The 22,654-nt window shown below is 65.7% G+C and carries 24 protein-coding genes and 4 pseudogenes; 16 read left to right on the forward strand and 12 right to left on the reverse strand.

Features of this window, described 5'->3' with window-relative positions; all coding sequences use genetic code 11:
- Positions 1–50: 50 nt before the first annotated feature.
- On the reverse strand, positions 51–1,208 hold the full coding sequence (locus JQT59_RS12380) for an alkaline phosphatase family protein (RefSeq protein ID WP_213576374.1): 1,158 nt from the start codon (positions 1,206–1,208) through the stop codon (positions 51–53).
- Between the two features lie 36 nt (positions 1,209–1,244).
- Positions 1,245–2,600 carry a cytochrome P450 gene (locus JQT59_RS12385; protein ID WP_213576375.1) on the reverse strand — a complete coding sequence of 452 codons (1,356 nt, stop codon included), beginning with the start codon at positions 2,598–2,600 and terminating at the stop codon, positions 1,245–1,247.
- A gap of 86 nt (positions 2,601–2,686) precedes the next feature.
- Between JQT59_RS12385 and JQT59_RS12390 the strand changes: the two genes are divergently transcribed.
- Positions 2,687–3,301, forward strand: a complete 615-nt coding sequence (locus JQT59_RS12390) for a TetR/AcrR family transcriptional regulator (RefSeq protein ID WP_213576376.1) — start codon at positions 2,687–2,689, stop codon at positions 3,299–3,301.
- Positions 3,302–3,350: 49 nt separating this feature from the next.
- Entirely contained in the window at positions 3,351–4,274 is a 924-nt protein-coding gene (locus tag JQT59_RS12395; protein WP_213576377.1) for an alpha/beta fold hydrolase, read from the forward strand.
- 3 nt (positions 4,275–4,277) lie between these two features.
- Here the strand turns inward: JQT59_RS12395 and JQT59_RS12400 are convergent.
- Positions 4,278–4,721 (reverse strand): annotated as a pseudogene (locus JQT59_RS12400) (VOC family protein); the annotation flags it as partial.
- A 73-nt stretch (positions 4,722–4,794) separates the two neighbouring features.
- Here JQT59_RS12400 and JQT59_RS12405 point away from each other — a divergent pair.
- Entirely contained in the window at positions 4,795–5,055 is a 261-nt protein-coding gene (locus JQT59_RS12405) for a hypothetical protein (RefSeq protein WP_213576378.1), read from the forward strand.
- Between the two features lie 48 nt (positions 5,056–5,103).
- On the opposite strand, the gene JQT59_RS12410 is transcribed toward JQT59_RS12405, so the two are convergent.
- Both JQT59_RS12410 and JQT59_RS12415 read right to left on the reverse strand, forming a co-directional pair.
- On the reverse strand, positions 5,104–5,397 hold the full coding sequence (locus JQT59_RS12410; protein WP_213576379.1) for a DUF1330 domain-containing protein: 294 nt from the start codon (positions 5,395–5,397) through the stop codon (positions 5,104–5,106).
- 78 nt (positions 5,398–5,475) lie between these two features.
- On the reverse strand, positions 5,476–5,760 hold the full coding sequence (locus tag JQT59_RS12415) for a hypothetical protein (RefSeq protein ID WP_213576380.1): 285 nt from the start codon (positions 5,758–5,760) through the stop codon (positions 5,476–5,478).
- A 34-nt stretch (positions 5,761–5,794) separates the two neighbouring features.
- Between JQT59_RS12415 and JQT59_RS12420 the strand changes: the two genes are divergently transcribed.
- The 4 genes and pseudogenes from JQT59_RS12420 to JQT59_RS38355 form a co-directional block, all read left to right on the forward strand.
- Entirely contained in the window at positions 5,795–6,109 is a 315-nt protein-coding gene (locus tag JQT59_RS12420; protein WP_213576381.1) for a hypothetical protein, read from the forward strand.
- A 37-nt stretch (positions 6,110–6,146) separates the two neighbouring features.
- Entirely contained in the window at positions 6,147–7,298 is a 1,152-nt protein-coding gene (locus JQT59_RS12425; RefSeq protein ID WP_213576382.1) for a tyrosine-type recombinase/integrase, read from the forward strand.
- The gene (locus JQT59_RS37695) at positions 7,267–7,395 is read left to right on the forward strand and encodes a hypothetical protein (RefSeq protein ID WP_283254064.1); all 129 of its coding nucleotides are present in this window, start codon (positions 7,267–7,269) and stop codon (positions 7,393–7,395) included. The genes JQT59_RS12425 and JQT59_RS37695 overlap by 32 nt, the downstream gene beginning before the upstream one ends.
- Before the next feature lie 68 nt (positions 7,396–7,463).
- A pseudogene (locus tag JQT59_RS38355) lies at positions 7,464–7,624 on the forward strand (IS256 family transposase); the annotation flags it as partial.
- A 245-nt stretch (positions 7,625–7,869) separates the two neighbouring features.
- On the opposite strand, the gene JQT59_RS12430 reads toward JQT59_RS38355, so the two are convergent.
- From JQT59_RS12430 to JQT59_RS12445, 4 genes are all read right to left on the reverse strand, one after another.
- Entirely contained in the window at positions 7,870–8,028 is a 159-nt protein-coding gene (locus JQT59_RS12430) for a hypothetical protein (protein WP_213576383.1), read from the reverse strand.
- A gap of 153 nt (positions 8,029–8,181) precedes the next feature.
- Positions 8,182–9,597, reverse strand: coding sequence for a phytoene desaturase family protein (locus tag JQT59_RS12435; RefSeq protein ID WP_213576384.1), 1,416 nt, complete (start codon positions 9,595–9,597; stop codon positions 8,182–8,184).
- On the reverse strand, positions 9,594–11,357 hold the full coding sequence (locus JQT59_RS12440) for a DUF3556 domain-containing protein (RefSeq protein WP_213576385.1): 1,764 nt from the start codon (positions 11,355–11,357) through the stop codon (positions 9,594–9,596). The genes JQT59_RS12435 and JQT59_RS12440 overlap by 4 nt, the downstream gene beginning before the upstream one ends.
- A gap of 45 nt (positions 11,358–11,402) precedes the next feature.
- Positions 11,403–12,878: a class I adenylate-forming enzyme family protein gene (locus JQT59_RS12445; protein WP_213576386.1), complete on the reverse strand. Its 1,476-nt coding sequence runs from the start codon at positions 12,876–12,878 to the stop codon at positions 11,403–11,405.
- A 234-nt stretch (positions 12,879–13,112) separates the two neighbouring features.
- Between JQT59_RS12445 and JQT59_RS12450 the strand changes: the two are divergent.
- Both JQT59_RS12450 and JQT59_RS12455 read left to right on the forward strand, forming a co-directional pair.
- Positions 13,113–13,912: pseudogene (locus JQT59_RS12450) on the forward strand (SDR family oxidoreductase).
- A gap of 279 nt (positions 13,913–14,191) precedes the next feature.
- Entirely contained in the window at positions 14,192–14,398 is a 207-nt protein-coding gene (locus JQT59_RS12455; protein ID WP_213576387.1) for a hypothetical protein, read from the forward strand.
- On the opposite strand, the gene JQT59_RS12460 is transcribed toward JQT59_RS12455, so the two are convergent.
- Positions 14,352–15,665, reverse strand: a complete 1,314-nt coding sequence (locus JQT59_RS12460; protein ID WP_213576388.1) for a PucR family transcriptional regulator — start codon at positions 15,663–15,665, stop codon at positions 14,352–14,354. The two genes, JQT59_RS12455 and JQT59_RS12460, sit on opposite strands and share 47 nt — an antisense overlap.
- An 810-nt stretch (positions 15,666–16,475) precedes the next feature.
- On the opposite strand from JQT59_RS12460, the gene JQT59_RS12465 reads away from it, so the two are divergent.
- The 5 genes from JQT59_RS12465 to JQT59_RS12485 all read left to right on the forward strand — a co-directional run bounded on the left by JQT59_RS12465 (position 16,476) and on the right by JQT59_RS12485 (position 20,000).
- The gene (locus tag JQT59_RS12465) at positions 16,476–17,258 is read left to right on the forward strand and encodes a DUF3109 family protein (RefSeq protein ID WP_213577682.1); all 783 of its coding nucleotides are present in this window, start codon (positions 16,476–16,478) and stop codon (positions 17,256–17,258) included.
- Positions 17,259–17,505: 247 nt separating this feature from the next.
- Entirely contained in the window at positions 17,506–17,769 is a 264-nt protein-coding gene (locus JQT59_RS12470; protein WP_213576389.1) for a hypothetical protein, read from the forward strand.
- A gap of 441 nt (positions 17,770–18,210) precedes the next feature.
- Entirely contained in the window at positions 18,211–18,360 is a 150-nt protein-coding gene (locus JQT59_RS12475) for a hypothetical protein (RefSeq protein ID WP_213576390.1), read from the forward strand.
- A gap of 231 nt (positions 18,361–18,591) precedes the next feature.
- Positions 18,592–19,722 carry a zeta toxin family protein gene (locus tag JQT59_RS12480; protein WP_213576391.1) on the forward strand — a complete coding sequence of 377 codons (1,131 nt, stop codon included), beginning with the start codon at positions 18,592–18,594 and terminating at the stop codon, positions 19,720–19,722.
- A gap of 92 nt (positions 19,723–19,814) precedes the next feature.
- Entirely contained in the window at positions 19,815–20,000 is a 186-nt protein-coding gene (locus JQT59_RS12485) for a hypothetical protein (protein WP_213576392.1), read from the forward strand.
- Positions 20,001–20,423: 423 nt separating this feature from the next.
- Here JQT59_RS12485 and JQT59_RS12490 read toward each other — a convergent pair whose 3' ends face one another.
- On the reverse strand, positions 20,424–21,116 hold the full coding sequence (locus JQT59_RS12490) for a DDE-type integrase/transposase/recombinase (RefSeq protein WP_213576393.1): 693 nt from the start codon (positions 21,114–21,116) through the stop codon (positions 20,424–20,426).
- Between the two features lie 172 nt (positions 21,117–21,288).
- Here JQT59_RS12490 and JQT59_RS36910 point away from each other — a divergent pair, with 172 nt between their 5' ends.
- On the forward strand, positions 21,289–21,660 hold the full coding sequence (locus tag JQT59_RS36910; protein ID WP_249354592.1) for an IS110 family transposase: 372 nt from the start codon (positions 21,289–21,291) through the stop codon (positions 21,658–21,660).
- An 88-nt stretch (positions 21,661–21,748) separates the two neighbouring features.
- On the forward strand, positions 21,749–22,273 hold the full coding sequence (locus tag JQT59_RS38360) for a transposase (RefSeq protein WP_502939848.1): 525 nt from the start codon (positions 21,749–21,751) through the stop codon (positions 22,271–22,273).
- Between the two features lie 16 nt (positions 22,274–22,289).
- Here JQT59_RS38360 and JQT59_RS36920 read toward each other — a convergent pair.
- Positions 22,290–22,559 (reverse strand): annotated as a pseudogene (locus JQT59_RS36920) (transposase); the annotation flags it as partial.
- Between the last annotated feature and the right edge of the window lie 95 nt (positions 22,560–22,654).

Consider the following 22,654-nt stretch of genomic DNA (forward strand, 5'->3'; position numbering starts at 1 on the left):
TTCGCTATTTCTATCAGGAGTGGCCCGCAGTGCCGGTGGCCGACCCGGGACTAGCCGGCGGTGTGCAGCAGGGGAATCAGCAACTCGTCGTCGGTGAGTGCGCCGTGTTGACCGGGAAGGGCGGACAACCGCGACTCCTTCTTTCGCCGCACCACCGCGACACCGTCCAGTGCGATCGCCACGACGTCACCGATACGCCCGGCGATGTCGGATCGAACGGCGGGGCCGAACAGCCCGGCAGTGATCGCCTCGTCTCTCGTGCCGATCCACATACGAGGGCCGAGTGCTTGCCGCCACCGGGCTGCCACGTCGCCGGCGGCTCCGGTCCGGGTGTGCACGTGCCGGCACCGGGGCTCGCCGGCGAGTGCGATGACGCCGTCCGACAACCTCGAATCCGCATCGAAGTCCAGCTTGTCGACGTCGTCCACGGTGACCATGCCGTGATCGGCGGTGATGTACAGAGTGGGGTTTCCGGGTACGGTCGCGAGGGCGCGGGCGAGATTTTCGGCGAGTGCGTCGACGATGGCCACTTGCTGTGTCCACGACTCCGATCCCGGACCGTACACGTGTCCGAGGGTGTCGATTTCGCTGAGATAGCAGTAGGTGAGGGTGCGGTCGCCGGTACGGGAGGCGGTGATCACCTGCGCGATCAGATCACCGTACGCATGTATGCCGGTGAAGGTTCCACCGCGCAGCACCGCTCGGGTGAGACCGGACCCGTCGAATTTTGCCGGTAGCACGTTGGCGCACCGAATTCCGTCTGCCGCAGCGCGTTCGAACACAGTGGGTGTCGGCAGGGCGACCTCGGGGACGAGGCGTGCGAGTTCGTCGCCTCGGCGCCCCGCCCGCCACGACAACCAATTCAGCGTGCCGGAAACCTCACGGACGTATGACTGGTACCCGGTGATGCCGTGACTGCCCGACGGTAATCCGGTGCCGAGGGAAGCGATGCTGGTTGCCGTCGTGGTGGGAAACCCGGCTCGAATCGGCCGGCCCGGGAGGCTGCGCAGAAATGGCGCGTGGTCTCGATGCTGATTCAGTGCGTTCCAGCCCAACCCGTCGAGAAGCAGCACAACGGTGTGCCGGCTGTCCGGCAGCTCGAGGGGGTTCGCTTCACCCGCCACCCCGAGCGAGGCCAGAACGGACGGCATGAGGGTGGACAGAGTGGGCTGCGAGTACACGTCGAGCGCAGGCGCCGTAGTGGTCATGGGTCCACTATGCGGGATGGACGGCGCCCGTCGTGATCACAACCGGTGACGAAGGTCGACGGGTTGCCCGTCGGAGGGGTACGGCAGGGAGGTGTAGTTGAGCGGCGCGCGGTATCCGGGATCGACGTGCCAGTCGAAACGCTGGAGCAGGTGATGCATGACCGTCTTGATCTCGGCGCCGGCGAAATGCATGCCGAGGCATTTGTGCACACCCCCGCCGAACGGCTCCCAGGCGTATCGGTGAATCTTGTCTTCCCGTCGCTCGGGTGCGAAACGTTCGGGATCGAACTTCTCCGGATCCGGCCAGTATTCGGCCATGTGGTGGGTGAAGTGCACGACCACCGACACGTACGAGCCCCGTGGAATGTAACGACCCAACACCTCCGTGTCCTTGACCGCCCGCCGGGACACCACCGGGACCGGCGGCACCAGCCGCATGCACTCCTTCATGACGAGGTCGAGGTCGGTGAGCTCGTCGAGCTGGTCGTAACTCGGCGTGGACGTTCCCAGCGCCGCCGACTGCCGACGGCATCGCTCCTGCCATTCCGGATGCTGACCCAGATACTGCATCATCGTCGACAGCGTGATCGTGGACGTGTCGTGCGCAGCCATCAGCAGAAAGATCATGTGGTTGATGACGTCGTCGTCGCTGAACCGTTGTCCGTCTTCGGATTCGATGTGGCACAGCGTGGTGAACAGGTCGTCGCCCGTGCCGGCCCTGCGGGCGGGTAGGTATCGGCGGAAGAACTTCTCGAGGCGTGCTCGCCCGTCGATTCCACGCTTCCAGCGAGTGCCCGGCAACGGGAAGCGAACCACGGAGGTGGCAGCCTGGACGCAATCGATGAAGGCCCTGTTGACCTCGACCATCTCCTGGTGCGACGACCCCTCGGCGCCGCCCATGAAGATGCTCGTGGCCAGATCCAGCGTCAGTTCCTTCAACGCCGGGTATGCGGCGAAGCCTGCCCGCGGGTGCCAACCGTCCAACGCACCCGCGACGGCGGGGTGCAGTGCCTCGGTGTAGCGGGACAGCCGTTCGCGAGTGAACGCCTGCTGCAGTATTCGCCGATGCGCGAGGTGTTCGTCGCCGTCGAGAAGCATGAGACCGCGGTGGAAGAACGGGCCGATGAGCACGCTCCAGCCGTCACCGTTGGCGAACGCCCGGTCCTTGTTCTGCAGCACCGTCTGGCAGCCGTCCGGTCCCATGACGGTGACCCACCGCTTGCCCGCCATGCTCAGCCAGGACACGGGCCCGTACCGCTCCCAGCGGCTTTCGAGCAGTCCCATGGGGTCGCGGATGTAGTCGAGTCCCAGTCCGATGATGGGAAGTCCGGCGTTACCGGCGATGGGACTCAGGGTGCTGTCGGGAGGTGGGGGAGCAAGAAGCTTGGGCATCGGCTCTCCTCGTCGAGGATGTGACAGGACGCTCTGTCAGTTGTGTGTAGTGTGCGTCACACTGGACGGTCTGTCAACATCGAGGAATGACTCAGCCGGCGCGGCAGTACCGCGGCAGAAGTTCGCAGGAGCGGGCCGCAGATCGCCGTGCACGGCTGCTGGAAGCCGGGTTGCAGCTCTTCGGGACGGTCGGTGACAAGGCCACCATGACCGCGATCTGTGCAGAGGCAAAACTGACCGAACGATATTTCTACGAGAGCTTCCGCAGTCGCGACGATCTGCTGGTACAGGTCATCGAGGGGATCGCCGAGGAGGTGCGGGAGGCGGCGCACGCCACCCTGCAGACGGTCACCGGAGATCCCGAAGTGCGCGCGCGAGCGGCGATCGCGACGTTCGTGGAGATTCTCACGGAGGATCCGCGGAAGGGGAGGGTGTCGATCATCGAATCGGCGGGTGCCGAACCGCTGCGCACACGACGCCGTCAGTTGCTGCGCGCGTTCGCGTCGATGGTTGCAGAAGAGTCCAAGGCGCTCTACGGGGACCGCGCGTGGTCGTCGCCGCAGGACGAGATCACCGCCCTGCTGTTCGTCGGTGGGCTGTCGGAGTTGATCACCGCGTGGTTGAACGGCGAGATCGAGGTGTCGCCGGAACAGATCGTCGACGCGGCGACCTACCAGTTCACGTCCACCGCCCACCGCTGACCGGGACCTGGTCGAAATCGTGACCGGGGTCACGTGGGAAGCTGTGCGCATGATCGATATCGCACGCCCGCAGTTGGAGGGCACAGTAGCCGTACGCGAGGGACGACGGATCGGTTTCGCCGAGTTCGGAGCCGCCCAGGGTCGTGCGGTCATCTGGCTGCACGGCACGCCGGGCGCGCGTCGTCAGGTGCCGACCGAGGCCCGGGTGTTCGCCGAGAAGCACCATCTGCGGCTGATCGGCATCGACCGGCCGGGTGTCGGCTCCTCGACGTCCTTCCGATACGAATCGGTGCTCGACTTCTCCGAGGATCTGGGTATCGTCGCCGACACGCTGGGGATCGACCAGATGGCCATCGTGGGGCTGTCGGGCGGTGGCCCTTACACGCTGGGCGCGGCATACGCGATGCCCGACCGCGTGGTCGCCGTCGGCATTCTCGGTGGAGTCGCGCCCACGCAGGGGCCGGACGCCATCCGCAGCGGGCTCATGGACCTCGCGGTGCTGGCAGCGCCGGCGTTGGCGGCCGGCGGCATCCCCATCGGGCTGGTGGCCAGCTCCGTCATTCGCTTGGCCAGGCCGTTCGCCTCCCCGATCATCGACCTGTACGGGCGGCTGTCGCCCGAGGGGGACCGGCGCCTCCTGGCCCGCCCGGAGTTCAAGGCGATGTTCCTCGACGACCTGCTCAACGGTGGCCGCAAGCAGCTCAGTGCACCCTTCGCCGACCTGGTGCTGTTCGCGCGGGACTGGGGGTTCCGGGTGAACGAGGTGAAGACTCCGGTCCGCTGGTGGCACGGCGACTGCGACCACATCATCCCGCACCGGCACGGGGAGCACATGGTCTCGATGTTGCCGGATGCCGAGTTTCACACGATGCGCGGCGAGAGTCACCTTGGTGGGCTGGGCATGGCCGAGGAGATCCTCACGTCGCTGCTCGACATCTGGGACGCGCGCGACGCGAACTCGTCCGCGCCGTAGCGGTTACGACCGCATTCCCATGATCTGGAAGGACGCGCCCAACGGATCGGCCACCGACGCCAGCCTGCCGAACGGGCTGTCCTCCGGTTCGCGCTGGACGCTTCCGCCCAGCTCGGTCACCCGGGCCACCGCGGCGTCCGCATCGTCGACACCGAGGTAGAACTGCCAGAACGACGGCACGCCCTCGGGAAGGAACGCGTCGGCATCCATGATGCCGGCCACCATCCGGTCGCCGATCTTCGCCTCGGAGTAGCGGAATTCGGTTGATTCGCCCATGGATTCGTAGGACCAGCCGAACACGTCCGCATAGAAAGGGAGCACGGCCGCATAGTTGCGTGAGAGCGTCTCGTGCCAGACGGGGGCTCCCGGTTCGTCGACGAGTCCGAAGCCGCTGTGCTGATCTGCCTGCCAGACCCCGATGACCGCGCCGGCGGGATCGGCGAGGATGGGGGAGGCGGTTGCCGAGTTGTCGGCAGGCAAACCGGCTGATGCCATCACAGACGCGGGTACGGCGCTGGAGATGCTCCTCGAGGCGTTGGGATATTCGGGCGGTTCGCTGGGGGATCAACTCAAAGCCGCGAAGAAGCAGGGATGGCTTGCGGGTGTCGACACGCCTCTGGCAAATGCGCTCGAGGATCTCGTGAAATGGGTTGTGTCGGTGCGTAAGCAGCGGTCTAATGCGCATGACGCACAGTCGCCTGATCAGCGGGATGCTGAGCTCATGGTGCGGTTGGTTGGGTTGTTGGTACTTCGGTTCGGTCCTGACGTGCCGGAGGAGTAGAGAGGCGACGCACCGTCTTCTGACAGATTTCAAATACAGCTTGGGTCGTCAGCCGAGGCCTTCGATGATGCGGAAGTCACGCTCGACACCATCAGCGAGTGTGGCCAGGGCCTGCTGATAGGGCGCGCTGGCACGTGCGGCGACTGCTTGTTCGAAGGTGTCGAACTCGATCAGGATGGTCCGTTCCGCGATTCCGGCGTCGTGTGCGGTTACCCGGCTGCCCCGGGAGAGTAGTCGCCCGCCTGCGGCTTTGACGGCTGGACCAGCCAATTTGTCGTAGGCAGCCAACTTTTCGGGATCCGCGATGGTGCGGTAGACGCTGACCCAATAGCCTTTGGCCACGGTGCCTCCTGTGCTCGATTTTGATGCTTGAGCCTATGCGAAGGCACGGACGAGAGAACGGCCACAGCAATCGGAGCACTACCCGAACGCCCCACGCGGCGCCGCTCGCGGGCCGAGCGAACCAAGCGTTGCGGGGAAGACGTTGACCTCGACTACGCCGACCCTGCTGGCCTGGCCGCTGATGGGGATTCTGATCGCCGTCGCAGTCTGCGGCTGCTGGTCATCCGCGACCCGCTCCTCGAACGACGCCTGACCGTCATGTTGGTCCTTTGGCGCTGCGCCGCCGTAACCCGCGACCCCCACTTCCAGAGCTGGATCGCACCGCATCTGACCGATCTGTCGTTGATCCGCCAGGTCACGCATTGCTTCGCGATGCTCGCCAGAGGAGCAATACTCGGTGTTGTCATCATCTGGGGCACTGGAAGCGAAGACGACACCTGGACCACGGAGCCGACGAGTAGAGCGCGGCTCGACCCGCAACCCTTTCATCTATGCCGCGATCGTCGTCTTCGGATTGGCACTCTTCTGGCTGTCCGAGCCTTCCCGCGCGGGAGGACAAATACTCGAGCAGTACGGAGGATGGCAGGTCATCGCCTACATGCTGCTGTACACCTTGCCGACCATCGTGGCGGTGACCGCTGCCTGCTGGCGTTCGAATCGTTCCATGGGGCGGCATCGCCGCCGACCATGCCGATATCACCGGGCCCGCTGACTGGACACGGCAGACCTGCTCGGCCTGGGTCGACGGCATGCGTGTCGGCGACCACATCCAATCGGAGAGCTGGCGTGACAGCCGCATCGAACAGCTCGGAAAACCTTTGTCGGCGAAAATGAAACGCACCTACATCCGCATCGTCCGCACCTTCTTCCGCGATATCCAGGACTGGGACTGGATCTCGCGTCGGTTCGACCCCGCGCGAGCGTTGGAAACCCCGCGCAGCATCCGGGCACTGCAAGGACCCGACCCGCGGGTGATCGCCGATGACCTCTGGGCCAAACTTCTCTGGGCCGGCCTCAACCTCGATCCCGGCGACCTGCCCGGAGGATCCGGGGCCCACCCGGTCGCCATGGTCCGCGCAGTCACGCTGACCTGGCTGTTCGCCGGCCAGCGCAGCGACGAAATCGCCCGGCTTCGGCTCGGCTGCATCCGCTGGCAACACGATCAGCCCGCCGTCGGCGACGACCCACAGCAGACCGACTCATCGGTCTGTCTGATCGATATCCCTACCCACAAGACCGGCACCGCGTTCACCAAGCCCGTCGACCCGCTGTTGGGCCGGGCGATCGAAGCATGGCAGGCCCTGCGCCCCGCGCAACCACCGATGTTGGACCGGAAAACCGGTGAGAAGGTGCACTTCCTGTTTGCTGTCCGGGCCGGGCGGATCAGCAAGAACTACATCAACGACACGATCATCCTCGCGCTCTGCCGCAAGGCCGACATCCCGTCCGCCGACGTTCGCGGACCGATTACCAGCCACCGCGCTCGCTCCACCATCGCGACACAGCTCTACAACGCCAAGGAACCGATGACGCTGTTCGAGCTGCAGGCTTGGCTCGGGCACCGCAGCCCGGAATCGACCCAGCACTACGCCGAAATCACCCCGAACACCCTGGCCAAGGCATACAACGACGCTGGCTACTTCGCCCGCAACGTCCGCACCATCGAAGTCCTCGTTGACCGCGACGGGGCGACCTCCGGCGCTGCCGCCGCTGGTGAACCTTGGCAGCACTACGACCTCGGCCACGGGTTCTGCAGCTACACCTTCTTCGAGCAATGCCCGCACCGCATGGCCTGCTCGCTGCGACTTCTACATTCCCAAAGAGTCCAGCAAAAGCCAACTTCTGCAAGCGAAATCGAACCTTCAGCGGATGCTCGTCAACATCCCACTCACCGACGATGAACAAGCAGCCGTCGAAGACGGTGAAGCCGCCCTCGACCAGCTACTGCTACGCCTCGCCGACGTTCCGTCCCGGCTGGAACAACACCACGCCAATTGACCGCCAACCCGTTGCCAATCGTCGCTGTCAACCATGGCCGACCAGGACGCACTTGACATTCCTGATTCCACAGAACGACTGAGGCAGCGGCCCTGAATTGCGTGTACCTGGCCATCATGAGCCTCGACCCCAAAGGCACCGCCCGCCAGCGCTGTTCAACCGCTGGAAGGCGGCACTGCATGCCTTCGAGATCACCTTCGACGGACGCCTGTCCGCCGGACGAAAGTAGCTACAAATCAACCAAATACACCGTTACTTTGACAGCCCCCGGGTAGCTGCCAGGAGGCCGGGTAGCAGGCTGGCGGCTCGGTCTGGAAACGAGTCGGGTCGGAGCTCAGTGTCGAAAGCCCTGTAATAGGGGGAGTGAGGGTGTGGTCCGCAGCGTGAACCGAAATCTGTGGGTGCGCATAGCGGTCCAGATCGTGGGTGGAGGCGGTGAAGTTCTGGCGTTTCGTGAGTTCCCCTACCCCACAGTTACATCCGATCACAGTCTCCGTCTCGTGCGTTCTCGATTGTGGCGGTTGGTCGCAGTTTGTCGTAGAGGTGTCCGCATCCGTGGATCAGAGTCGGGGCCAGTGCTGGGGAGAGCATGAAGATCACCAGCGGGAGGATCCAGAGAATGAACTCGGTCATGGTGGGCCTCTCTGTGATTCGAGTCGTCCGGTGGAGCGGCGGTGTGATCGACAGGTCGACGCGGTGTCCTGTGTTGCGCGGTCGGTGGTGTCCGCGCGTGGTCGTGGCCGCGAGGGAGGCTCGCAGGTTGTGTTGGTGGTTTGCCGTGTCGGGCTAGCGGTGCAGGGTTTTCAGTGCGGAGGTGGCGGCGTTGTAGCCGCACATTCCGTGCACGCCGGTGCCTGGTGGGGTGGCGGCCGAGCACAGGTAGGTGCCGGGGATGCCGGTGCGGTAGGGGTCGAGGCTGATCCGGGGTCGCATGACGACCTGGAGGGGGTCGTTGCGGCCGGTGAGGATGTCGCCGCCGATGTAGTTGGGGTTGTAGGTTTCCATGTCGGTGGCGGAGCGGAGGTGAATGGCGAGGATCTGGTCGCGGAATCCGGGGGCGAAGCGTTCGATCTGGTCGACGATGGCGTCGGTGGCGTTTGCGCCGTAGCCGTGGGGGACGTGGGCGTAGGCCCAGATCGGGTTCTTGCCGTTCTCGGAGCGGCTGGGGTCGGCGAGGTATTGCTGGCCGACGAGGACGAAGGGCCGCTCCGGCATGATGCCCCTGCCTACTGCTTTCTCGGCGGCGACGATGTCCTCGAATGTGCCTGCCACGTGGACGGTGCCGGCCCGTCGGCAGGATGGGTGGGTCCACGGGATGTCGCCGTCGAGGGCGATGTCGAGTTTGAATGCGGCGGGGCCGTGCCGGTATCGCTGGTAGGCGCGGCGCACCCGGGTGGGTAATCGGTCGCCGGCGATCTCGGCCGCCGCCCTCGGGGTGGTGTCGAGCATGACGATGTCCGACGGAGGCAGTTCGTTGAGCGAGCGCACGGTGATGCCGGGTTCGATCTTCGCTCCGAGTTCGGACAGGCGGGAGGCAATGGCGTCGGAGATCGCGCGGGATCCGCCCTCGGCGACCGGCCACCCGTAGCGGTGGCCGGCGGCGGTGATCATCAGTCCGACCGCGGAGGTCGACGGCATCGTCAGCGGGTAGAACGCGTGGGCGGCGACGCCACCGAAGAGGGCGCGCGCTTCCTCGCTCTTCCACCTGTGAGCCAGGGTGGTGGCCGGAAGCAGGGCCTGCACCCCGAAGCGGGCCAGGGAAACGGGGTGGCGGGGAAGGTGCAGCATCGGCCGGAACAGATCCTGCAGCAGCTCGTCGAAATGATCGACCAGAGGTGTGAATTGGCGGCGCCACGCGGGTCCGTCGGCGCCGAGCAGGTCACTGGTCGCATCCAGGGAGTGCAGCAGGGTGGCGGCGCGGCCGCCGTCGAGGGGGTGGGCCATGTCCACCTCCGGCCACGCCCACCGCAACCCATGCCGGGCGAGGTCGTGGGACTGGATGAAGGGGGAGGCCACGGTCATCGGGTGGACGGCGGAGCAGTCGTCGTGCAGCAGCCCGGGCAGGGTCAGCTCACTGGTCCGGGTGCCACCACCGATGACCGGTTTGGCTTCCAGGACGGTCACCTCGAGTCCGGCTTCGGCGAGGGTGAGGGCGGCGGCGAGTCCGTTGGGGCCGGATCCGACGACGACGGCGGTGCTCATCGCAGCCCTGCGGTGTGGCGGTCCGGCCCGTCGTTGCGGCTGGTGCGGTAGACGGGGAACGAGTCGGCGGCCTCGGGCCACGGTTGGCGGCTGAGCATGTCTTCGACCAGCACGTATCCCTCTTCGAGGACTCCGGTTTTCGCGTCGACGATCTTGTACGCCTGCCGCTGCCGGTGCATCGGCTGCGATTCGAGGATGACCACGCGCAGTTCCCCTGCGTCGAAGTGGCAGCGGCGCTGCAGTGCGGCGAGGAGCTGCTGGTTGTGCAGGTGGCCCTCGCCGAAGTTCCAGCCGAGGGTGGGGCCGGCGATGAATTCGCCATCGCGGATGGTGTAGTCGTCCTCATTGTCGACTGCGCGGGTGATCAACCCGTTGAGGGCGCGCCCGTGGGTGTGCATCGACCGCCAGACCTGGCCCTTGGTGAGCATGATGTCGGCGATCTCGGGTCCGTAGAGCCGGGCCAGCTGGGTGGAGGGCAGCGCGGCGACCTTCTTCACGTGCTGGTCGATTTTCTGCTCGGCGTCCCCGCGGAAGCACCAGGCGCTCGTCGCCCAGTTGCCGGCGTAGTAGCGCATCGCGGGAAGGAACGAAATCCATTGCGGACGAATGTGTCCGAGGGTGGGGATCGCGAGAAGACCGATCAGGAGGATGACCAGCAGCAGGGGGGAGCTGAGGTCGAACACGCTGATCGAGCCGTAGTGCCCGAAAAGGTAGAACAGGGAGAAGATGAAGAAGATGTTCCACTCGAGCGGCACACCCATCGGGACGGTGGAGATGATGTGCAGGTGGAACAGGGCCATGAAGATGATCGCCGCCCAGGTCAGCGGGCCGCCGTCGCCGAGGAACACCAGGTAGGCGGGTACGAGGTACTCGACGGCGGTGCCGGTGTGCGCGAGGATCTTCGGCAGCAGCGAGGGCCGCAGATCGGTCGGCGGGTCGAGGTACATCTTCCGCTTGAGCCACTTGATCCGCATCAGGGGGCTGTTGCTCATCATCACCGCGACCACGTGGGGGAAGTGGTGGTTGAGCTTGGAAGTCGCCGCGCCCCACCACAGGGCAAGCATGATGAGCTTGAAGCCGATGATCATGTCGACGAAGGGGAAGAAGAACACGAACAGGGTCAGCCAGAACTGTTCGGCCCGGGCGGCGAGGAAGACCGTCTTGTCCCGCAGACCGAGCAGGCCGAGGGCAGCGATCAGCGGGATCACGGCGACCGGATCGATCAGCCCGACGTCACCGGCCTCGGTGACCGGTCCACCCTGGCCGGGTTGCAGCAGTGCCCACACGCCGGAGGCGAGCACGATCACGTAGAGGCCGACGTCGACCAGGGTGCGTTGGTCGCCGCGGGTGAGTGGAATCTTGGTCGGCCACGGGGGCAGGCGCAGGGTGCCGGGGCGCAGGAAGTAGAGGAAGCCACCGATCGGGGGCAGGAACCGCAACGTCAGCGGTCCGAATCCGCAACCGATCCCGATAATCTCGTAGAGCAGCGTCCAGATGACGAGTTTTTCGTAGACGATGGGTTCGGTCCACCATGATCCGATGTCGGTGAGCGAACCGAGGCCCGGGGTCAGGGCGATCACGGCGGCGGCGCCGGCCACGTAGAAGGCGCATTTGACGATGTAGAGCACATATACCGCGTAGGGGGTTCCGAAGCCGTGCTCGACCCAGTGTTGGGCGGCGATTTTCAGACGTTCGCCGCGGGTGCGGGCTTTCCAGTCGCTGTACTCGATGTCCGGAAGGTCGGGGGTGGTGAATCCCATGGTGGGGCCTATCTCGTGGTGATGGGAGGAACGAAGGGGAGGGGATCAGACCGACGACTCGGTCAGCCGCGTGCGCAGGGTGGGCTTGTCGATCTTGCCGACCGGGTTTTTCGGTACCTCGTCGAGACTGACGATCTCGGCGGGAAGTTTGAACTTGGCCAACGATTTCCGCAGATGATCGAGCATCTGCTCCGCACTGATCTCGGCGCCGTCCCGGTAGGAGACGAATGCGACCGGCACTTCGCCGAACACCGGGTGGGCCCGGCCGACGACGGCGGCCTCGAGGACCTGCGGGTGGGTGTAGATCGCGGACTCGATCTCCTTGGGGTAGATGTTCTCTCCGCCGCGGATGATCATGTCCTTCTTGCGGTCGACCAGGGTCAGGTAGCCGTCCTCGTCGAGTCGTCCGACGTCGCCGGTGTGGAGCCAGCCATCGGTGACGGTTCGCGCGGTTTCCTCGGGGCGGCCGAGGTAGCCGCGCATGACGGTGGGGCCCTTGACGACTACCTCACCGGCGGAGCCGTCGGTGACGAAGTTGCCGTGGCCGTCGACGATCGCGATCTGCTGACCTGGCAGGGCGGGGCCGACCGTGCCGGGCTTGCGGACCCCGCCGAGGGGGTTGCTGGTGCTGGCGCAGGTGGCCTCTGACAGGCCGTAGCCCTCGATGACCGGGATGTGGTAGCGCTGCTCGAACCCGATGAGTAGTTCCACCGGCATCGGCGCCGCACCGCAGACCGCGAATCGCAGCGAGGAGGTGTCCGGCTGCACCTTGTCGGGGAGGGTGGAGAGCATGGCGTAGATCGCCGGGACGGCGGAGAAGTATGTGGGCTTCGCCGCGTGGACCTTGTCGAAGAAGGTGGTCGGCGCGAAACGCCCCGCCACGGTGGCCTGCCCGCCGGCGAGCAGCGGTGACAGGACGCTGACCACGATGCCGTTGACGTGGAACAAGGGCAGGATCAGCAGGCTGTGATCGTCGGCGGTCAACGCCATCGCCGCGATCATGGTCTCGGCCATCGCAGTGATGTTTGCGTGGGTGAGCTCGACGCCCTTGGGCTTGCCGGTGGTGCCGCTGGTGTAGACGAGCAGGGCCAGTGTGTCGGTGGCGAAGTCGTCGGGTGTCACCGGGGGACCGGTTCCCGTGTGCCGGTCCAGATCCGACAAGGTCAGCAGCACCGGAACCGCAGTGTCCTCACCTGCCCCGTCGCTGCAGATCAGCGCGTGCGCCCCGGAATCGGTCAACTGGTAGCCGACCTCGGCGGAGGTCAGTGACGGGTTGATCGGGGTCGCGGCAGCGCCCAGGCGCCATGCCGCGAACAACGCCACGATCAGTTCGAGGCGGTTCGGCAACATCACCGCGACGACATCTCCGGCGGCCACACCGGCCACCGACAACCGGTCGGCGTAGGTGCGCACCAAGTCGTGGAACTGGGCGTTGCCGACACGTCCGGTGGTGTCGTCGGCGACACACGGCGCAGTGGGCGATTGGTCGGCACGCACATCTGGCAGTGCAGCGAAATGCATGAGGTCTCCTTCGATCGCGCGGTGCTCACCTGCGCTGACACCACGCTACGGCCCGTGGTGTGACGCGCACCATATGTTCGTCGCCCGAAACTCACCTCAGCTTTTGTGCGGCCCGCATGAAGTTTGAGGGAAAGTCTCCCGGTTGGTCTCGTCCCGTGGTTACGGTGACCCGACCCGCCAGGCCGGGCATTTCGACGAGCGCCCCCGCCCCACCCCTGATCCCGTGAGGTAACCATGACTTCGTTCCCCGCTGCCCGGACGGTCCTGATCACCGGCGCCGCCTCCGGCATCGGACGTGCCACGGCGGTGACCTTCGCCCGCCGCGGCTACCGCGTCGGCGCCTACGACATCGACCAGAGCGGCCTCGCTGGTCTGCTCGAGCAGATCAACTCGGAGGGCTGTGATCCCACCATCGGCCACCTCGACGTCACCGATCCCAGCGACTGGACGAACCGACTGGCCGACTTCACCGCCGACACGCACCGACTCGACCTTCTCGTCAACAACGCCGGCGTGCTGACCGCCGGCCGATTCGACGCCATCCCCCTGACAGCACATACCCGGATGCTCGACATCAACCTCCGGGGTGCGCTCATCGGCACCCACATCGCGTTCCCCTACCTGCGCGACACCCCCGGTGCTCAGGTCGTCAATATGTGCTCGGCGTCGGCGATTTACGGCCAACCCGAACTCGCGACCTACTCGGCCACCAAATTCGCCCTCCGCGGGCTGACCGCGGCACTCGAACTCGAATGGCGCACATACGATATCCGGGTCCTGGCGCTCTGGCCGCTGTTCGTGGACACCGGCATGGTCGCCGGGGTCAGCACCGGCACGACCTGCTAGCTCGGTGTCCACCTCACCGCCGACGACGTCGCCCGCGACCTGTGCGACCTCACCACCCACCCGGCACGGCGGTGGCTACCCAAAGTGCACCACCCGGTCGGAAGACAGGCGAGCTGCTCGCCACCGGCTCCCGCTTCGCACCGGCCTGGGTCAACCGCCTGATGAACAAGACCCTCAGCCACAGCTGACCCTCCTCACCGACTCCGATGGCAACGCAGACAGGAACCGAGCTTGTGACCGATCCGGACTGGGGCCGGGCACCCTGCCGCCGCCGGTGAAAGCCACCTTTCCGCACGTGATCGACCGCGGTGGCCCCTGCTGCTGATCGAGTCGATCTACGCCTTTCTCAACGGCGCGCTCAACGCCTCGTAAGCGGTGAGCAAGGCCGGGTCGAGCATCTCGGCCGGGCGCTGCGGGGACAGGCCGCAACACTACGCAACGCCTTTCCCTCGTTCATTACCGAACCCATGGAACTCGATACCGCCGGCGCGAAGATCGTGCGCGGAATCGAACGGCGATCGGCGCGGGCCACCATGCCCTGGTGGGTCACCTCGGGACTGTTCGCCCGCGGTGCGCTCTCACTGCTCGACTCCCGGCTCGCGGCAGACACCCGGGTTCGTGCCGCGATCAACCTCGCCGGCGCCCCCGGCGGCGACCCACGCGACCGGCGGTGACACCTCCACCCTCACCTGTGTTCGGTGCGCGCAGCACGGCCGATCCCAACCACCGCGCCGCCTGCAGGGCCAACTGCACATCCAAGGTGCGCTCGCTGTCATCGAAGTTGTGCCCGCTCAGATCCATCGCCTGTTGCACCCGATACTGAATGGTATTGCGGTGCAGCGTCATCGACTCGGCAGCGGCCGCGAAACTGCGGTTCTTGGCTAGGAACACCCGCAGCGTCTCACGCAACCACATATTCCGGTCGTCGTCGACCGCGAGATCGCCAAGGCATCCGATGACGAACCTTCGGACCGCGTCGAGATCGCCGACCATCAATGCGATCGACGCCACCTGCGCGTAGGAGATAACCCGCGGACCAGCGCCGGATGCCATGGCGATCTCACGGACACGGTCAGCCTGTTCCAGGCTGCGCCGAAACCCCTCGACCCCTGACTCCGGGCATCCGACGGCGACCTGCACCGGCAGCGAAGCGCCGGCCAACACCTGCGCGATCCGATCGACATCGATCTCCGCGGTGCCGGCAACCGAGAACCACATCCGAACCTCACGTTCGTCGGTGGGCACCATCAACGGCCGCCCGACCGCCCCGAGCACGGGAAACAGCAACGCCCGCAACTGGTCCAGCACGGTCACCGCTTCGTGTGGTGACACCGTGGGATCCGCCCAAGCATCGACCCCGACATGCGTCCCGGTGAGCGAATAGTCCAACGCTTCTTCGGCCTGCCGGATATCGGTGACCGACCCATCCAACAGTTGCACGACCCACTGCTGCCGCAATCCGCTGCGACTACCCACCCAGCGGTCCCGCTCCTGCTCGTAGGCCAGCCCAACCTGCTCGCAGACCCGGTCGATGTACTGCGCCGACCTGTTGACCAACCGGATGATGGTGGCCGAACTGCTGCCGCCATCCATCTCGACGGCGTACCGCATCGCCGCATCGAGAAAACGGGCATGCCCGATTCGGTAGGCGCGGATCAGCGCCGACAACGGCACGTCGCGCTGAGCCAGCGTTCGCGCGTACACAATCGCCGCGGTGGGGGCTTCGAGGTCCTCTTCAGGAGTGTCGTTCTCCAGGAAATGCACGGCCGCCACGATGTTCTCGGTAACACTGGCCTCGAGCAGGCCCCGCAGCCGCGGATCGAGGTCCAACGCGTGAATCTGGGAGCGGGTCACCGACAACAGGTCGCCAATGAACTCGTCGCGGCGGCTCAGCATCTCCCGCGCGACCGCGGGGATGAAGTCACCGACTTCCTCGCTCATCCCTGATCTCTCCATCATCGAACACAGACCACTGAAACCTTGCTGAACCAACATAAACCCCCGTATCAATCCGCCTCGCTAGCCGGTCCGAGGGTCCTGCGTGCGCCACGATCTCGCTTGCTTCGCCAGATCACGCGCAGATGTACCTGTCGTCGTTGCTCGCGGGCGAACCATGTCGTTGTAGTTTGTTCCAGGAGTGCTCGGCCAACTTGATCATGCGACCGTGGTGGATCTGCACGTGCATCTCGGACGGATGAGGCCCGGTCAGCTTCGGAGTGCCGGTTTCGTCCGGGCCGGCCGCCTTTCGCTCGGGTGGGAAGTTCGTGCGTGATGATGTCAGCGTTCGACACGACAAAGGGTCTACCTTGTCTACTTTGGCCTCGACCTAGTCGTGCGCGTCCCAAATTTATACGACGACGTCGAATGCAGTGTCTGTCCGACGGTGTACACGTCGAACCGTCCCGCTGGTCCTCATCGGGTGTGACCTGCCAGTCGACACAGGCTCGTTCCGACCGGTAACGGTCGGCGCTGTAGGCGTAACCAGCTGGCTATCGACGCGGCGGCGAGGGGTTCCGGGGGTCGAGGCTCGGACACCGCACCCCGGGCGAAATCGACGTCGATTCCATTGCGCGGCAACGGCACCGGGGTTTGATTGACCGAACATTCACCGCGGTGATGAAACAGGTGTATCGGCGAGAGCCGGGGCGAACATCTTCGTTCCCGGGCGGGATCGGATCGGTCCTTGTCTGTTATCTGGGTCGGCTACCGTGGGGGTTTGTGACAGCAGGTAGTGCGGGGCATGCGCACAAGATGACGCCGAGCCCCGAGGTTGCGCTCGACTTCGCTCGGGAATGGGTGGAGTTCCTCGATCCCGACGACTCCGGGCATCTCATCGCCGCGGACATGACGTGGCTTCTCTCGCACTGGACCTGCGTGTTCGGTACCCCGGCCTGCCAGGGCATCATCGCGGGCCGACCCGACGACGGCTGCTGCTCGCACGGCGCCTTCTTCACCGACGAGGAGGACGTCGAAAGGCTGCACGAGTCCGTGAAGCTGCTCAGACCTCAGGATTGGCAGTTCATGAAGCAGGGTCTCGGGAAAAAGGGGTACATCGAGGAAGACGAGCTCGACGACGAGCCGGCGCTGCGGACCCGCCGCTACCGGGGTGCGTGCATCTTCCTGAACCGTCCCGGCTTCGCGGGTGGCATCGGGTGCGCGCTGCACTCGATGGCGCTCGAGCGCGGGATCGAGCCGCTTGAGGTGAAGCCGGACGTGTGCTGGCAGCTGCCGATCCGGCGCACCCAGGAATGGGTGGAGCGACCCGACGGCGAGCAGATTCTGAAGACGACGATCACCGAGTACGACCGCCGTGGCTGGGGTGAGGGCGGCGCGGACCTGAACTGGTACTGCTCGGGCTCGCCGGACGCGCACGTCGGCGCCAAACCGGTGTGGCAGTCGTATGCGCCGGAGCTGACCGAGTTGCTCGGTGAGGCCGCGTATCGCGAGCTGGCGCGGCTGTGCACGCGGCGCCAAGGTTTCGGTCTGATCGCCGTGCACCCGGCGACCGCGGTCACCGAGAAGAATCCCCGGTAACGGAGTGGCGGTCCCGGACGACGTCGACCCCGGTGACAGCGTTGTGCGTGTCGACGGCGCCCGGGGCCGGTGCTGAGGTAATGAGCTGGTGCTCGCCGAGCGATGGGAGCCACCGTTGGCGCAGTCGCAAGACCCGGAGTTCGGTCGGTTCGTTATCGATCGCTAGGCCCGGTCAGCGGCGAGCAGGAGGTTTCGTCGGTGAGCTGCTTATGATCCGGGCGTGTAGCCGACAGGAAGGCGCAGACCGATGCCCGAGAAGAAGGATCACAGTCCGCGACCCGAACCCGGTCCGCTCGGCGCGGGCGCGCGGGTGCTGGTGCGCCTGCCGTCCGAGCCGGCGCAGAACGGTCGAATCGTCGAGGATTACGCCGAGCTGACCGACACCGAGGAGCGCGGGCATGCCTGGGCTCCGGTGCATCGGTGGGCTGTCGCCCTCGACGACGGTCGCCTGGTCTTCGCCGACACCGACGACCTCACTGCCGATCCGAGCACGTCAGGATTCGCCGGGTAGACCGACCCTGGCCGGTGGAAGAACCACATGGGGGCCGCGCCCCCGAGGGGCGACCGGGCTGCAGGGTTCTCCCCGTGGTGGCAGGACTGACCAGGTGTTGAACTGATCCGCCTCCTGACGGTACGTAGTCCAGGAGGGCGACGGGGAGTTCGTCGCTGGTCCTGGGGTATCGGGTTGCCGAGCTGGGTGCACCCTGACACTGCCGGAGGAGTGGGTGTCGGCTGGTCGGTCGAGCGCCGAGTGGGCGGGCCCCGGTCGCGGGCGGCGGCGACCGTCTCGTGAGTGACACTGTCGGCGGGCAGTCGGGGGCCGGGGACATCGGTGGCAGCCGGTGGCGGTGTGGGTTGTGTTGGGGGACAGTCAAGCGCAGCCCCCGCCAACGAGGGATATCAGCTGGCAGGGGCGCTACACGGTCAACCTGCACGTAGTGACGAGCGGCGCATGAGTGATCTTCGTGAGCGGTGGGGAAGTCCAGGGATTGTGATCCACACCATCACATTATTTTCGATCTTGTTGATGGGGTGGCCCAATCTCCCACTGCGGTGGTTCTGCCCGGGCGCGGTGGAGGCCGAGGCCGAACACGTCGACTGACCTGCGAAGATGACATGTCCCCGGAAGGGGGTCACGCGCCTGGCCGTAACGGCGGTTCCGCCGCCGATGAGGGTTGGTGCGCCTGCCGTGAGTGGGCGGTGTCCGCGACCGGCGTGGGCTCACGCCGGGGAGGGGCGATGGCTGCGAAGTTCGAGCTTTTCACGGACGCGGGCCGGCAAGTTGCACCCGCACCGCACGACAGGCGCACCGCGCCGCGGCCCGAGAGTGAGCGTGACCCGAGAACCACTGCGCGACATTGTTTCTCGACAACTGGTGCACCTGGGTCAACACGGGCGGCCGCTGCACCCGAACAGCGGCCGGAGCACCCTCGACCTGTACGCGGATGATCGCCGGCGGGACCGGACCCTGCATGAGGTCATCGAGTGGTACCTCGACCTCGCCGAGCCCGACCGCGACGGGCGCTGCGCCGCCATAATTTCCGCGGGCCCACCGGGGGCCGGTAAGTCGACGGCGCTGCGGGAACGTCACCTGGTCGATACCAGCTCCCGATATCTGGACGCGGACATCGTCAAGGACGAACTCCTGCGCCGCGCCATCGCGGACGGTCACTACGCGGATCTGCTGTCGACGACGCTCGCCGATACGCACCCGATAGCCCCCCGGGAACTCGCGGCCCTGGTCCACGCCGAATCCACCGAAGTCATCGACGACGTCCGGGAGGTGCGCCTGCAACGACGCGAGAACGTCGTCATCGAGGGCGCCCTGCAATGGGGTCCGCTCGGGGACATCCTCATGGCCCAGCTCAGCGAGCACGACTACACCGATGTACACATCGTCGACATCGAAGTACCCGCATCGATCGCCCAGGAGCAGGCGGTGCGACGGTGGTGGGAGGGCCGGCTCCGAGGGATCAGCGGGCACGACCGGATGGGCGGCCGGATCACACCACCAGTGGCGATCGCCCGACTTTACGAGGAGGGTCCGGTGAGTCGCTGTGCTACCCATGCCCGGGCGGCGTTCGAAAGTTCCCTCGCCGCGGCGATCACCCAGGTCACATCGACCGCAGACTCGGCGCCGAGCCGCTGGTTTCGCGGCGCGTCGAGGGCAAGCTGGTCGAAGGAACGTAACCCACCGCCCGCGAAAGGCCCGAGTGTGCGTCTGGACGCCGAGCGTCGCGCGAGAGAGAAGATCTGCGGGGGACACCGCCGCACAGTGGTGGGGTCACGACGGCTCATCCGGTGGGTCTGCAGCGATGGCCGTCTGGCATCGGCCATCGGCCATCGGGGTGGGCGGGTGGCCGCTGATTGGGCGAGTGGATCGGCGTCGACGACGGGTGGAATCCTTGGGGAACCCGCACGCGCGACAGCCGCATGGGGGCTGATGCGCATGGGGGTTCGCTGACCGGTTATCGCTGCCCACGCCGTAACGCGCTGTCGATATCCGATGTGGTTGTGGTCCACCCGTTCGGTGTGGAGCTGGGGTTGAATGGGCCCATGGTGTCGTCCGCGGTAGAACAGCTGTGGCAGGCGTTGGCGGAGAACGATGTGGCGTTGGTGTGTGTTCGCGGGCCGCAGTGCCGGTGGGCGGATCTGATGACGGTCGGGGATCTGGTGGGGGAGTTGACCTGGCTCGCCCGAGAGACGGGTGAGATCGCCGCGCAGTATCGTGCCGTGGACTGACGACAGGACGCCTCTGGTCTGATGTCTGCGTGCGGACTGCGGGTCGGTCTCCCGGAGAGACCCGCGAGGACCGTCGTCGTGGGGCTACTGCACGTCGGTCGGATCGAAATCCGTTCCGTACACCAACGTGCCTGCTTCACAACGGGAGATCGTTGTGGTTCGCGGATTCGTATCGGAAGACTGATTTCCCGCGTAACGCGAACGCCGAAGGTGGGTGGACAACACCCGGCGGGCGCAGGGGCGGACTCGCATCACCGACCAGGTGCGCTTGACCACGCCGACACGGAATGCTCTTTCATGCGTTCGGGGGGGCCGGGGATCAGGTGCGACCGGGGTGTGCTCCCGGATGGCCGTGGGCACCCGAGTCCTCGTGGCCCGGACGAAGGATATCGCCGGGACTGCCGTCGGTGAGATCGTCGCCGACTACACCACCCTCACCGACCCAGCGCAGAAGGCCCGCAGTGCCTCGGAGATGAACTCGGGCCCATTGTCCATGCGCAATACCAGCGGCGGACCACCCCACATCGCGAACGCCTTCTCCAAGCCCTCGATCAATCGGTCGGCGGTGATCGAGCGGTCCACGATGTTCAGCATCGCCATCCGGGTGTGCTCGTCGACCATTGACGCGATCTTCACCGTCTTGCCGTCGACAGTCGAGTCGAACTGGAAATCCACTGCCCACACAACATGCGGAGCATCCGCGTCGACGATCGGAACGGAGGACTGGCCGGCACGTTTGCGGCGTGGGGCACGCCGGACTTGCAGTCCTTCCTCGTTCCACAGGCGGTGAACCTTCTTCTTGTTCACCAGGGCGCCCTGGTCGTAGCGCAGCCACGCCCACGCCCGTCGGAGCCCATGCCGCGGATGCTTGCGGGAATACCCGCGTAGCTCTGCGCGCAGATCGGCATCCGGGTCGTCCGGTGTCTGCGCCAACGGCAGCCGCCGGTAGGAGGATCGGGAGAGCCCAACGACCTTGCACGCGAACCGCTCCGACATCTGCATGGTGCCGGTGAGCAGGGTGATCGCGGCGCGTTTGGCGGTCGGGCTCAGAATTTTCCAGAGATAATCGAACCAACCCGCCGGCGAGACGGTCTGACCCAGAATTTTCCTGGCCACCGAAGTGCCTTTCGAAGGACCCGTCGACCCGAACGCCAGCGGGCCACCACAACAGAAAAAAGCGGAGTACGCGATGTCCGTGACCTCATAGGAGTCTGCCGCCCCACTCGGCCCGTCACTGGCCCGTCCGAACGTCGCGTCCCCCGCATCAGAGGAAAGGCACTACGTGACAATGGTCCCAACGCCACCACGCGTCTACTGCGGTATCGACACCCACGCCGACACCCACCATGCAGCCATCCTCACCGACACCGGAATCCTGCTCGCAAACCGTCAATTTAACACCACCACATTGGGATATGACGACCTGGTCGCATGGGTCCGCGACCACGGTGACCCGATCGCAGTCGGCGTCGAAGGCACCTCCTCCTATGGCGCCGGCATCACCCGACACCTACGTCACCACGACAATGCCGTCGTCGAAGTACCCCGACCGAATCGCAAACTACGCCGAAGCAAAGGCAAGAGCGACCCTATCGACGCTGGAAGCGGCAGCACGTGCCGCTCTGGCCCGACACCAACTCTCAGAACCCAAAAACGGTGACGGACCCATCGAAGCAATCCGTGCGCTGCGGGTCGCCCGATCCAGCGCGGTCAAAGCCGCAACCGCCTCGATGAACGCCATCCGCTCGATGCTCGTCACCGCACCCGAACACTGCGCACACACCTACGCGGACACAGCACGACAGCTCTCCTCGAAGCCTGCATCGCGCTCGAACCCGACACCGCCGCATTGGCAGATCCGACCAACGCCACGAGCGTCGCGTTACGGTTACTGGCGAGACGGACACGCGAACTACGCTGGGAAGCAAAAGAACTCAACTGCAGCGGCATTGCTCGTCACCGTCGGAGACAACCCGCAGCGGCTACGGTCGGAGTCCTCCTTTGCTCACCTCTGCGGCGTGGCACCCATCCCTGCATCGTCAGGAAAGGCAAATCGGCATCGACTACACCGCGGCGGCGATCGCCGTGCCAACCAAGCCCTCCACACCGCTGTCGTCGTACGCCTGCGATACTACGAGAGCGCCCGCAGCTACGCTCAACGCCGCACGTCAGAAGGCAAATCCATGCCCGAGATCATCAGATGCCAGAAGCGCTACCTCGCCCGAGAAGTGTTCACCGCACTCCGGCGGGACTATCGAGCACTCGCCACTTGACATCTATAGGAGCGTCCTTGGCGATCTCCCGCAGCGCGTCCTTCTCCAACTCGGCATCGGCGAGCAACCGCTTGAGCCGGCTGTTCTGCTCCCGTAGCTCTTTGAGTTCCTTCGCGGGGTCGGCGTCCATACCGGAGTACTGGCGACGCCAGTTGTACAGCGTGGCCGCCGACACCTCGAGTGCGGCGGCGATCTCTTCGCCGTTCTTGCCTTCCGCGGCCAACTCGTCGGCTCGTCGCAGCTTGCGAACGTTGTCCTCCGCCGAGTGACGTTTGCGTCCCGCCATGATCCCTATCGTCCCTTCTTCGCCCTCACCAGGGCAATCAGGACTCTAGAACAACCCGGACCTACTCAAGGGGGACACGCCAAGGCCGGATTGTC

The organism is Rhodococcus sp. USK13 (genome assembly GCF_018343855.1).
GTDB lineage: Bacteria > Actinomycetota > Actinomycetes > Mycobacteriales > Mycobacteriaceae > Rhodococcus_F > Rhodococcus_F oxybenzonivorans.

Coding starts and splice junctions, on each gene's coding strand:
- JQT59_RS12440 (WP_213576385.1), bottom strand. CDS start 11,357: ATGGGATTCACCACCCCCGACCTTCCGGACATCGAGTACAGCGACTGG.
- JQT59_RS12395 (WP_213576377.1), top strand. CDS start 3,351: ATGATCGATATCGCACGCCCGCAGTTGGAGGGCACAGTAGCCGTACGC.
- JQT59_RS12485 (WP_213576392.1), top strand. CDS start 19,815: ATGGTGTCGTCCGCGGTAGAACAGCTGTGGCAGGCGTTGGCGGAGAAC.
- JQT59_RS12415 (WP_213576380.1), bottom strand. CDS start 5,760: ATGCGTGACCTGGCGGATCAACGACAGATCGGTCAGATGCGGTGCGAT.
- JQT59_RS12430 (WP_213576383.1), bottom strand. CDS start 8,028: ATGACCGAGTTCATTCTCTGGATCCTCCCGCTGGTGATCTTCATGCTC.
- JQT59_RS12470 (WP_213576389.1), top strand. CDS start 17,506: ATGCCCGAGAAGAAGGATCACAGTCCGCGACCCGAACCCGGTCCGCTC.
- JQT59_RS12405 (WP_213576378.1), top strand. CDS start 4,795: ATGCTCCTCGAGGCGTTGGGATATTCGGGCGGTTCGCTGGGGGATCAA.
- JQT59_RS12475 (WP_213576390.1), top strand. CDS start 18,211: ATGAGTGATCTTCGTGAGCGGTGGGGAAGTCCAGGGATTGTGATCCAC.
- JQT59_RS12460 (WP_213576388.1), bottom strand. CDS start 15,665: ATGAGCGAGGAAGTCGGTGACTTCATCCCCGCGGTCGCGCGGGAGATG.
- JQT59_RS12455 (WP_213576387.1), top strand. CDS start 14,192: ATGGAACTCGATACCGCCGGCGCGAAGATCGTGCGCGGAATCGAACGG.
- JQT59_RS37695 (WP_283254064.1), top strand. CDS start 7,267: ATGCTCGTCAACATCCCACTCACCGACGATGAACAAGCAGCCGTCGAA.
- JQT59_RS38360 (WP_502939848.1), top strand. CDS start 21,749: ATGCTCGTCACCGCACCCGAACACTGCGCACACACCTACGCGGACACA.
- JQT59_RS36910 (WP_249354592.1), top strand. CDS start 21,289: ATGGTCCCAACGCCACCACGCGTCTACTGCGGTATCGACACCCACGCC.
- JQT59_RS12425 (WP_213576382.1), top strand. CDS start 6,147: ATGCGTGTCGGCGACCACATCCAATCGGAGAGCTGGCGTGACAGCCGC.
- JQT59_RS12465 (WP_213577682.1), top strand. CDS start 16,476: ATGACGCCGAGCCCCGAGGTTGCGCTCGACTTCGCTCGGGAATGGGTG.
- JQT59_RS12385 (WP_213576375.1), bottom strand. CDS start 2,600: ATGCCCAAGCTTCTTGCTCCCCCACCTCCCGACAGCACCCTGAGTCCC.
- JQT59_RS12380 (WP_213576374.1), bottom strand. CDS start 1,208: ATGACCACTACGGCGCCTGCGCTCGACGTGTACTCGCAGCCCACTCTG.
- JQT59_RS12435 (WP_213576384.1), bottom strand. CDS start 9,597: ATGAGCACCGCCGTCGTCGTCGGATCCGGCCCCAACGGACTCGCCGCC.
- JQT59_RS12445 (WP_213576386.1), bottom strand. CDS start 12,878: ATGCATTTCGCTGCACTGCCAGATGTGCGTGCCGACCAATCGCCCACT.
- JQT59_RS12390 (WP_213576376.1), top strand. CDS start 2,687: ATGACTCAGCCGGCGCGGCAGTACCGCGGCAGAAGTTCGCAGGAGCGG.